Here is a 10,641-nt window from a genome sequence, read left to right as displayed (position 1 = left end):
GTATACAGCCCACCCTCACCGGAAAACCACCGTCCGATTCCCGTACACCATCACCCTGCTCTCGCTGTGCCACTTCACCGCGTGCGCCAGCACCTGCGCCTCCACGTCACGCCCCACCGTCACCAGCTCCTCCGGGTCGAGTGAGTGGTCGACCCGGACCACGTCCTGGTCGATGATCTGGCCCTCGTCCAGTTCCGGCGTGACGTAGTGCGCCGTGGCGCCCACGAGCTTCACCCCTCGGTCGTACGCCTGCTGGTAGGGGCGGGCGCCCTTGAAGCTGGGGAGGAAGGAGTGGTGGATGTTGATGGCGTGGCCCTCCAGCTGCTTGCAGAGGTCGTCGGAGAGGATCTGCATGTAGCGGGCCAGGACCACCAGGTCGATATCCAACTCCCTTACCAGGTCGAGGAGTTGTGCTTCCGCGTCGGCCTTCGTGTCCCTGGTGACCGGGATGTGGTGGAAGGGGATGCCGTACGTCTCCGCGAGGCCCTCGAAGTCGCGGTGGTTGGAGACGATCGCGGGAATCTCGATGTTGAGGGCGCCGGTGCGCTTGCGGAACAGCAGGTCGTTCAGGCAGTGGCCGAACTTGGACACCATGATCAGGGTCCGGGTGGGGGTGGCGGCGTCCCGGAGGGACCAGGAGATGCGATATGCCTCGGCGACCGGGCCGAATCGGTAACGCAGTGTTTTCAGGTCGGCGTTTGGATCGGAAACGTCGAAGTGGACCCTCATGAAGAAGCGGCCCTTGAGCCGATCATCGAATTGCTGGCTCTCCAGGATGTTGCCGGAGTTCCGGACGAGAAAGCCGCTCACGGCATAGACCAGTCCGGCGCTGTCCGGACACGAGAGGGTGAGGACGAATTCGCGGCCAGGGTGCGGTCGAGGGGACATGGACGGCCTCCGTCGGTGCGTGTTGCGCAACATGGTGAGCGATACGCAACATGGTTGGGCCGGGCGCCGCTCGCGGTCAAGAGGCGGCCGGGCAATGGGAGGCATGGCGAAATCGTCATCTGCCAACCCCTTGACGTATGTCTGCACATTCGCCAGGGTGTTCCACCACAAGCAATACGGTGCACGATGCGCAACGAAATTCGCTCGAAGGGCTCCACACGTGGCAGACCTGTATGTGGACGGAGAATGGCGCGATGCGGTGGCCGGCGGTCACCGCGACATCCGCTGTCCCGCCGACGGCACGCTCACCGCGACCGTGTCCGAGGGAACGCGTCCCGACACCGAGGCCGCGATCGCCGCCGCCCGCCGAGCCTTCGACGAAGGACCCTGGCCGCGTACCCCCGAGCGGGAGCGCGGCGCGCTGCTGCTGCGCACGGCCGACATCCTTGAGCGCGACGCCAAGGAGTTCGCCCGCGCCGAGTCGCTGGACACCGGCAAGCGGCTGGTGGAGAGCGAGTACGACATCGCCGATGTCGTCTCCTGTTTCCGTTACTACGGCGGGATCGGCGGCACAGACGCCGGGCGGGTCATCGACACCGGACGCGACGACGCCGTAAGTCGGGTCGTCTACGAGCCCGTTGGCGTGTGCGGGCTCATCACGCCCTGGAACTACCCGCTGCTGCAGGCCAGTTGGAAGGTCGCTCCGGCGCTCCTCGCGGGGAACACGATCGTCCTCAAGCCGAGCGAGCTGACGCCCTCCACCTCCATCCTGCTGATGAAGGCGCTGGAGGAGGCCGGGCTTCCCGCCGGTGCCGCCAATCTCGTGCTCGGTGCCGGGCCCGAGGCGGGAGCGCCGCTCTCCGAGGATCCGGCCGTCGACATGGTCTCCTTCACCGGAGGCCTGGAGACCGGCAAACACATCATGGCCACCGCCGCCGCGACCGTGAAGAAGGTGGCGCTGGAGCTGGGCGGCAAGAACCCCAACGTCGTCTTCGCCGACGCCGACTTCGAGACGGCCGTGGACTTCGCGCTCACGGCCGTCTTCCTGCACTCGGGCCAAGTCTGTTCGGCCGGCGCCCGGTTGATCGTCGAGGACTCGCTGCACGACCGGTTCGTGGACGAAGTCGTGCGTCGCGCGCGGCAGATCAGGCTCGGCGGGCCCTTCGATCCCGAGGCCGAGACCGGGGCGTTGATCTCCGCGCGGCACCTGGAGAAGGTCGAGGCGTATGTCGCGGCCGGGATCGCCGAGGGGGCCGTGCTGCGCTGCGGTGGTGAGCGGCCTGCCGAACTCGCCCTCGCCGACGGGCACTTCTACCCGCCAACCGTGCTCGACGCGTGCACGCAGGACATGCGGGTGGTGCACGAGGAGTCCTTCGGGCCGGTGCTGACCGTCGAGCGGTTCACCGACGAGGACGACGCCGTACGCATCGCCAACGACACCGAGTACGGACTCGCCGGCGCCGTCTGGACGCAGGACGCGGGGAAGGCCCAGCGGGTCGCCCGGCGGCTGCGGCACGGCACGGTGTGGATCAACGACTACCACCCCTATGTGCCGCAAGCGGAATGGGGTGGCTTCGGACACTCGGGCGTGGGCCGGGAGTTGGGACCGACCGGCCTGGACGAGTACCGAGAGCCCAAGCACATCTGGCAGAACATCCAACCCCGGCCGCAACACTGGTTCCGCGGCTGAACGCCGAAAAGAGGTCGATCGTGACCCCAGCACAGACCGAGGTGCCGCAGCGGCGCGGCACTCCCCAGGACTCGGCCCCCACCCCGGTCATATCCGTGCGCAAGCTGTGGAAGGTGTTCGGGCCGAAGGCAGAACAGGTACCCGATTCCGAGGAACTGTGCGGGCTCACGCGCCGTGAGCTGATGGACCGCACCGGCTGCACCGCCGCCGTACGCGATGTGGACTTCGAGGTCTCGCCCGGCGAGGTCTTCGTCGTCATGGGGCTGTCCGGCTCCGGGAAGTCCACCCTGGTGCGATGTCTGACCCGGCTGATCGAACCCACCGCGGGTGAGATCGTCTTCGAGGGCGAGGACATCCGGGACGCGGACGCCAAGCGGCTGCGCGAGCTGCGGCGCCGTAAGTTCTCCATGGTCTTCCAGCACTTCGGGCTGCTGCCGCACCGCAGGGTCGTCGACAACGTGTCGTTCGGCCTGGAGATCCGCGGCATGAGCAAGGCCGAGCGCACCAAACGGGCCCTGGAAGTCGTCGAGTTGGTGGGGCTCTCCGGGTACGAGAACTCCTACCCCGACCAGCTCTCCGGCGGCATGCAGCAACGCGTCGGCCTGGCAAGGGCGTTGGCCGGTGACCCGGACGTACTCCTCTTCGACGAGCCGTTCTCCGCGCTCGACCCGCTGATCCGCCGTGACATGCAGAACGAGGTCATCCGGCTGCACCACGAGGTCGGCAAGACCATGGTGTTCATCACCCACGACCTGTCCGAGGCCCTCAAGTTGGGCGACCGCATCCTCATCATGCGCGACGGCAAGATGGTGCAGTGCGGTACGGGCGACGAACTGGTGGGCGCCCCCGCCGACGACTACGTACGGGAGTTCGTGAAGGACGTGCCGCGCGGTGACGTCCTCACCCTGCGCTGGATCATGCGCCCCGCCGTGGACGGAGACGCCCTGGACGGGCCCGAGTTGGGCCCGGACGTCGTGGTGCGGGAAGCCACCCGTGCCGTACTCGCGGCCGACAAGCCCGTCAAGGTCGTCGAGAACGGCAAGCTGCTCGGTATCGTCGGCGACGAGGAGATCCTCGCGGTCGTCGCCGGGCAGGAGGGCGACGCGTGATGACCGTCGCCGTGGAGAAACCGGAGCCCGCACAGCAAGTCGCGGACACCGCACCGGAGTTGAAGAACCCGCGACGCAAGGTCACTCGGCCCATGATGGTGGGCGCGATCCTCGTCGTCTGGCTGGTGCTGTTCGCCGTGCTGCGCGGCAAGCAGACGCTGACGCTCGCGGCGGCCGACCTCACCGGGCTGCACCGATGGTTCAACGACCTCAACGACTCGGTCGGCGCCAACCGCAACTCCAACCCGCTCTTCCTCTACTTCTTCAACGAGATCCGCCTGGTCATCGACAACCTGGTGACCTTCGTCCAGGACCTGATCTCGCAGCCGAGCGGCGACCGACCGCTGCCGCAGATCGGCTGGCTCGGTGTCGTCGGCATCGTCGGCTTCGCATCCTGGGCCGTGGGCAACTGGCGGGTCGCGCTGCTTGCCATGGCAGGCTTCGCCTTCTTCGGGCTCCAGGGCCTGTGGCAGGAGAGCATGGACACCCTGGCGCTCACCCTCTCCGCGGTCCTCGTCGCGCTGCTGTTCGCGATCCCGCTGGGGGTGTGGGCGGGGCTGTCCGACCGGTTCAACCGGGTCATGACGCCCTTCCTGGACTTCATGCAGACGATGCCGACCTTCGTCTACCTGGCTCCGCTGACCCTGTTCTTCCTGATCGGCCCGGCCTCCGCCGTGATCGCCACGGTGATCTACGCCGCCCCGCCCGCGATCCGCATCACGGCGCACGGCATCCGCTCCGTACCGGAGACGACCGTGGAAGCGGCGGATTCCATGGGCTCGACGCGCTGGCAGTCACTGCTCAAGGTGCTGCTGCCGATGGCCAAGCGGACCGTGGTGATGGGCGTCAACCAGACCATCATGGCGGCCCTCGCCATGGTCACCATCGCGGCCCTGATCGACGCGCCCGGACTCGGCAAGACCGTCATGCAGGCACTGCAGACGCTCGACGTGGGTACGGCCTTCAACGCCGGCCTGGCCATCGTGATCATGGCCATCGTCCTCGACCGTGTCACGACGGCGTCGAGCACCCGCACGGAACAGGCCCGGAACTCGACCGGCCGCTTCCTCACGTGGCGCCGACCGCTGCTCGGAGCCGGCGCGGTGGGCGTCGTGGTCCTGGTCTACCTCTCGCACACCTACCTGTGGGCGGCGCAGTTCCCCGGCGACGGCAGCACCGGCACCCACATCACGAACTCCGCGAACAGCGTGACGACGTGGGTGCAGGACAACCTGTCGGGCGTCACCAACGCCTTCCGCAACGCGCTCACCAACGGGCTGCTCAACCCGTTCCAGTCGCTGCTCACCGACTCTCCGTGGTGGCTCGTCGGCGCGGCGCTCGTCGGGATCGGAGTGGTGGTCGGCGGCTGGCGCTCCGGGGTCACAACTGCCGTCTGCGTGGGGCTGCTTGTCGGCACCGGTGTGTGGTCGGACGCCATGACCACGCTGGCCTCGACCGTCGTGGCGACCGTGATCGTGATGGTGTTCGGCATCGCCTTCGGCGTGTGGATGGGGCGCAGCGCGATGGTGGACCGGCTGCTCAGGCCGACGCTGGACGCGGCGCAGGTCATGCCGCCGTTCGTCTATCTCGTGCCGTTCCTCGCGCTGTTCGGGGCGACGCGCTTCACCGCGATCGTCGCCGCCGTCGTGTACGCGGTACCGGTCGCCATCAAGATCACCGCGGACGGGGTGCGGGCCGTGCCCGAGACCACCGTCGAGGCGGCCACCGCGGCCGGGTGCAACACCTGGCAGATCATCACCAAGGTTCAACTCCCGATGGCACGCAGCGCCTTGACCCTCGCGACCAACCAGGGCCTGATCTACGTGCTGTCGATGGTTGTTGTGGGCGGCCTGGTGGGAGCCGGCGCCCTCGGCTACGACGTCGTGGCCGGATTCTCACAGAGCGAGCTGTACGGCAAGGGGTTGGCGGCGGGGCTGGCCATCGTCCTGCTCGGAGTCATGTTCGACCGGATCACTCAGGCGGCCGCGCGCCGAACCAGCGCTTAAAAGGAGCACGACACCATGGCAAGACACTGGCGAACCGGCGCGGCCGGCCTGGCCGTCCTCGGCCTCACCCTCACCGCGTGCGGCGGGGCGAAGGTCGGCGACACCACCTCGGGATCGAGCAACAGCTCGGGCAAGTGCGGCACCTTCAACCTCGCGGTCAACCCGTGGGTGGGCTACGAGGCGGACGCGGCGGTCGTCGCGTACGTCGCGCAGCACCAACTCGGCTGTACGGTCGAGAAGAAGGACCTGAAGGAAGAGATCGCCTGGCAGGGCTTCGGCACCGGCGAGGTCGACGCGGTCCTGGAGAACTGGGGTCACGACGACCTCAAGAAGAAGTACATCACCGGCCAGAAGACCGCCGTCGAGGCCGGCCAGACCGGCAACAAAGGCATCATCGGCTGGTACGTACCGCCGTGGCTCGCGAAAGCCCACCCCGACATCCTCAACTACAAGAACCTGAACAAGTACGCGTCCAAGTTCAAGACCTCCGAGTCGGGCGGCAAGGGCCAACTCCTCGACGGCGACCCGTCGTACGTCACCAACGACGCCGCGCTGGTGAAGAACCTGAAGCTGGACTTCAAGGTGGTGTACGCGGGCAGCGAGACCGCGCTCATCCAGGCCTTCCGCACCGCCGAGAAGAACAAGCAGTGGGTCATCGGCTACTTCTACGAGCCGCAGTGGTTCCTCTCCGAGGTCGCGCTCAAGAAGGTGTCGCTGCCCGCGTACACGACAGGGTGTGACGCCGTCGCGTCGAAGGTCGCCTGCGACTATCCCGTCTACGACCTCGACAAGATCGTCAGCGCGAAGTTCGCCAAGTCGGGCAGCCCCGCCTACAACCTGGTGAAGAACTTCAACTGGACGAACGAGGACCAGAACGCCGTGGCCAAGTACATAGCGCAGGACAAGCTGTCCGACGACGCCGCGGCGAAGAAGTGGGTCGACGCCAACAAGGCCAAGGTCGACGCCTGGCTCAAGTAGGCGGCGGCACAAGACGGTTGACCATGCCCGGTGGGCGGTGCGCGCAGGTGCGTACCGCCCGTCGGGCATTGCCGTGTTCCGGCCGGTGACAGGGGCGTCGTCCGACGTCATGGGACCCCTTGACACCCGCTCCTCGCGCCGGGCACATTGAGTTGCGCAACCTGAAGCATGTTGCGCAGACAGCAACCGGATTGCTTTCTAGCCGGAGGTGCGGCGATGGCGGGACCCCGAGTGGTCATCATCGGAGCGGGTGTCGTGGGGGCGGCGCTCGCGGACGAGATCTCCGCGCGAGGCTGGACCGAAGTGACCGTGGTCGACCAGGGCCCGCTGCCCGCCACCGGCGGCTCGTCCTCGCACGCCCCCGGACTGGTCTTCCAGACCAACTCCTCGAAGACCATGACCGAGTTGGCCCGCTACACGGTCGAGAAGTTCTGCTCCCTCGACGTCGACGGCAAGCCCTGCTTCCTCCAGGTCGGCGGCCTCGAAGTCGCCACGACCCCCGAGCGCGTCGCGGAACTCCACCGCCGCCACGGCTGGATCACCGCCTGGGGCATCGAGGCCCGCCTGCTCACCCCCGAGGAGTGCGTCGAGCACCACCCGCTGGTGAACCCGGAGCGGGTCCTCGGCGGCCTCCTGGTCCCCACCGACGGCCTCGCGAAAGCCGTCCTCGCCGTCGAGGCCCAGATCCGCCGGGCGACCGAACGCGGTGTGACCTTCCTCGCCCGCCACGAGGTCCTGGACGTGCGGCAGACCGACGGCCACGTCACCGGGGTCCTCACCGACCAGGGCGAGATCCCCGCCGACATCGTCGTGTGCTGCGCCGGCATCTGGGGCCCGAAGATCGCCCGTATGGTCGGCATGAACCTCCCGCTGACCCCGCTCGGCCACCAACTCGCCTGGACCGGTCCAGTGCCCGCCCTCGCAGGCCAGACCGAGGAGGCCGTCCGCCCGATCCTGCGCCACCAGGACGCCGACCTCTACTACCGCGACCGCTTCGACGCCATCGGTATCGGCTACTACGGCCACCGCCCCATGCCCATCTCGGCCGACGACATCCTCTCGGTCGGCGAGGCCGACGACATGCCCTCCGTCCTCAAGTTCACGGAGGACGACTTCGCGCCCGCCTGGACGGAAACCCAGTCCCTGCTCCCCGCGACACGGGACGCGAAGGTCGAGGAGGGCATCAACGGCCTGTTCTCCTTCACCACCGACAACTTCCCCCTCCTCGGGGAGAGTCCGGAGGTCAAGGGCTTCTGGGTCGCCGAGGCGGTCTGGGTCACGCACTCGGCGGGCGTCGGCCGTGCGATGGCCGAGTGGCTGGTCGACGGTCACTGCTCGTCCTTCGACCTCCACGAGTGCGACGTCAACCGCTTCGAACAGCACCAACTCGCCCCGGAATACGTCCTGGCCCGCGACTGCCAGAACTTCGTCGAGGTCTACGACATCCTCCACCCCCTCCAGCCGTCCGGTAAACCGCGCCCGATCCGCACCAGCCCCTTCCACACCCGCCAGCAGGAACACGGCGCGGTCTTCCTGGAGGCGAACGGCTGGGAGCGCCCGCAGTGGTACGAGGCCAACTCGGGCCTGCTGGAAGGCCGTTCGATCCCCACCCCGAACGACTGGGCGGCGCAGTACTGGTCGCCCGTCGTCGGCGCCGAGGCCCAGGCCACCCGCGAGACCGTCGCGATGTACGACATGACGGCCCTCAAGCGTCTGGAGGTGACCGGCCCCGGCGCCGCCGACTTCCTGGAGGCCCTGGTCACCGGCAAGGTCGCCAAGTCCGTCGGCTCGGTGACGTACACCCTCCTGCTGGACGAGGACGGCGGCATCCGCAGCGACATCACCGTCGCCCGCCTGGCCCGCGACCGCTTCCAGGTCGGCGCCAACGGCAACCTCGACCTCGACTGGTTCACCCGCCACCTCCCCGCCGATGGAACGGTCCAGGTCCGAGACATCACCCCCGGTACCTGCTGCATAGGCCTGTGGGGCCCACTGGCCCGGAAGGTCCTCCAGCCCTTGACGGACGAGGACTTCACGAACGAAGGCCTCAAGTACTTCCGCGCCAAACACGCCTACGTTGGAACGGTCCCGGTAACCGCCATGCGCTTGTCGTACGTCGGTGAACTCGGCTGGGAGCTGTACACCACCGCCGACCAGGGCCAGAAACTCTGGGACACCCTGTGGCAGGCGGCCAAGCCCCTCGGCGGTGTCATCGCGGGCCGCGGCGCCTTCAACAGCCTCCGCCTGGAGAAGGGTTACCGCTCCTTCGGCACCGACATGACCTACGAGCACGACCCCTACGAGGCCGGCGTCGGCTTCGCCGTCAAACTCGACAAGGGCGACTTCATCGGCAAGGCGGCACTGGAACGCCGAAAGACCGACGTACAAAGGCAGTTGACCTGCCTGACCATCGACGACCCGCACTCCGTCGTCATGGGCAAGGAGCCGGTCTACGACGGCGAGCGCGCCGTCGGCTACGTCACCAGCGCGGCCTACGGCTACACCATCGGCAAGGGCATCGCCTACGTCTGGCTCCCGGCGGAACTCGCCACCCCCGGCACCACGTTGCACATCGGCTACTTCGACCAGCGGGTCGAGGCCGTTGTGGCCGAGGAGCCGTTGTTCGACCCGACGATGTCCCGCCTCCGCGGCTAGCCGGAAGGACGCGAACGCCGTATGAACGCGCTGAACACCCCCTTGGCGGAACTGGATCCCGAGGTCCACGCCGCGCTCCGCGCCGAACTGCACCGCCAGCAGTCCACGTTGGAGATGATCGCCTCCGAGAACTTCGCGCCCTCCGCCGTACTGGAGGCGCAGGGCTCGGTGCTCACCAACAAGTACGCGGAGGGCTACCCCGGCCGCCGCTACTACGGCGGCTGCGAACACGTCGACGTCACCGAGCGGTTGGCGATCGAGCGGGTCAAGTCCCTGTTCGGCGCGGGCTTCGCGAATGTCCAGCCGCACTCGGGCGCGCAGGCCAACACGGCAGTGTTCTTCGCCCTGTTGAAGCCCGGCGACACGATCCTCGGCCTCGACCTCGCCCACGGCGGCCACCTCACCCACGGCATGCGCCTCAACTACAGCGGCAAGATGCTGAACGTGGTGCCGTACCACGTGGGGGAGACCGACAACCTGGTGGACATGGACGAGGTGGAGCGCCTCGCGAAGGAACACCGCCCCCAGATGATCATCGCCGGATGGTCGGCGTATCCACGGCAGTTGGACTTCGCGGCCTTCCGGCGGATCGCCGACGAGGTGGGCGCCCTGCTGATGGTCGACATGGCGCACTTCGCGGGCCTGGTAGCTGCCGGGCTCCACCCGAACCCGGTCCCGCACGCACACGTGACCACGACGACAACACACAAGACGCTCGGCGGCCCGCGCGGCGGAGTCATCCTCACCAACGAGGCCGACCTCGCCAAGAAGATCAACTCGGCGGTGTTTCCCGGCATGCAGGGCGGCCCCCTGGAGCATGTCATCGCCGCGAAGGCGGTGTCGTTCAAGGTCGCGGCGTCACCGGAGTTCGCGGAACGCCAGTCCCGCACGCTGGCCGGCTCCCGCATCCTCGCGGAACGCCTGACCCGAGCCGACGTAGCGGCCACCGGCGTGAAGGTTCTCTCCGGCGGCACGGACGTGCACCTGGTCCTGGTGGACCTGCGCGACTCGGAGTTGGACGGCAGGCAGGCGGAAGACCTGCTCCACGAGATCGGCATCACCGTCAACCGCAACGCCGTGCCGTTCGACCCGCGCCCTCCCATGGTCACGTCGGGCCTGCGCATCGGCACCCCGGCGCTGGCCACGCGAGGCTTCACGGAGGAGGACTTCGCCGAGGTCTCCGACGTGATCGCACTGGCCCTCCAACCGGCCCCGGACATCGAGGACTTGTGCGCTCGCACGGAGGCACTGGCCGCGAAGCACCCGCTCTACCCGCACCTGTCCGAGGAAGGCGACCCCCGATGACCCCCCGCAC

Annotated in this window: 7 protein-coding genes; 6 read left to right on the top strand and 1 reads right to left on the bottom strand. The window is 68.0% G+C overall.

The annotated features are described in order from the left end of the window. Positions 1-15: 15 nt before the first annotated feature. Entirely contained in the window at positions 16-888 is an 873-nt protein-coding gene (gene purU, locus AC31A1_RS37260; RefSeq protein WP_489657541.1) for a formyltetrahydrofolate deformylase, read from the bottom strand. Positions 889-1,108: 220 nt separating this feature from the next. Between purU and AC31A1_RS37255 the strand changes: the two genes are divergently transcribed. The 6 genes from AC31A1_RS37255 to glyA all read left to right on the top strand — a co-directional run bounded on the left by AC31A1_RS37255 (position 1,109) and on the right by glyA (position 10,631). Further along, the gene (locus AC31A1_RS37255; RefSeq protein ID WP_489657540.1) at positions 1,109-2,578 is read left to right on the top strand and encodes an aldehyde dehydrogenase family protein; all 1,470 of its coding nucleotides are present in this window, start codon (positions 1,109-1,111) and stop codon (positions 2,576-2,578) included. A gap of 20 nt (positions 2,579-2,598) precedes the next feature. Next, positions 2,599-3,687, top strand: coding sequence for a quaternary amine ABC transporter ATP-binding protein (locus AC31A1_RS37250; RefSeq protein ID WP_489657539.1), 1,089 nt, complete (start codon positions 2,599-2,601; stop codon positions 3,685-3,687). Beyond that, a complete protein-coding gene (locus AC31A1_RS37245; protein ID WP_489657538.1) occupies positions 3,687-5,693 on the top strand; it encodes an ABC transporter permease in 2,007 nt (668 codons plus the stop codon). Before AC31A1_RS37250 ends, AC31A1_RS37245 begins: the two co-directional genes overlap by 1 nt. Before the next feature lie 15 nt (positions 5,694-5,708). Continuing rightward, positions 5,709-6,671, top strand: coding sequence for an ABC transporter substrate-binding protein (locus tag AC31A1_RS37240; RefSeq protein ID WP_489657537.1), 963 nt, complete (start codon positions 5,709-5,711; stop codon positions 6,669-6,671). A gap of 216 nt (positions 6,672-6,887) precedes the next feature. Further along, positions 6,888-9,326 (top strand): GcvT family protein, encoded by a 2,439-nt coding sequence (locus AC31A1_RS37235; protein WP_489657536.1) that lies wholly within the window; start codon positions 6,888-6,890, stop codon positions 9,324-9,326. A 21-nt stretch (positions 9,327-9,347) separates the two neighbouring features. After that, complete coding sequence (gene glyA, locus AC31A1_RS37230; RefSeq protein WP_489657535.1) at positions 9,348-10,631, top strand: serine hydroxymethyltransferase; 1,284 nt, start codon at positions 9,348-9,350, stop codon at positions 10,629-10,631. The last annotated feature ends 10 nt before the right edge of the window (positions 10,632-10,641 follow it).

The sequence above is a fragment of the Streptomyces sp. P5F9 genome (genome assembly GCF_057961495.1).
Note: the sequence above shows the minus strand (reverse complement) of the source record. Positions and strands in the feature narration are given on the sequence as shown.

Bases quoted from the DNA above. Each gene is read 5' to 3' on its own strand.
- purU (WP_489657541.1), bottom strand. From the start codon at position 888: ATGTCCCCTCGACCGCACCCTGGCCGCGAATTCGTCCTCACCCTCTCG.
- AC31A1_RS37245 (WP_489657538.1), top strand. From the start codon at position 3,687: ATGACCGTCGCCGTGGAGAAACCGGAGCCCGCACAGCAAGTCGCGGAC.
- AC31A1_RS37240 (WP_489657537.1), top strand. From the start codon at position 5,709: ATGGCAAGACACTGGCGAACCGGCGCGGCCGGCCTGGCCGTCCTCGGC.
- AC31A1_RS37235 (WP_489657536.1), top strand. From the start codon at position 6,888: ATGGCGGGACCCCGAGTGGTCATCATCGGAGCGGGTGTCGTGGGGGCG.
- glyA (WP_489657535.1), top strand. From the start codon at position 9,348: ATGAACGCGCTGAACACCCCCTTGGCGGAACTGGATCCCGAGGTCCAC.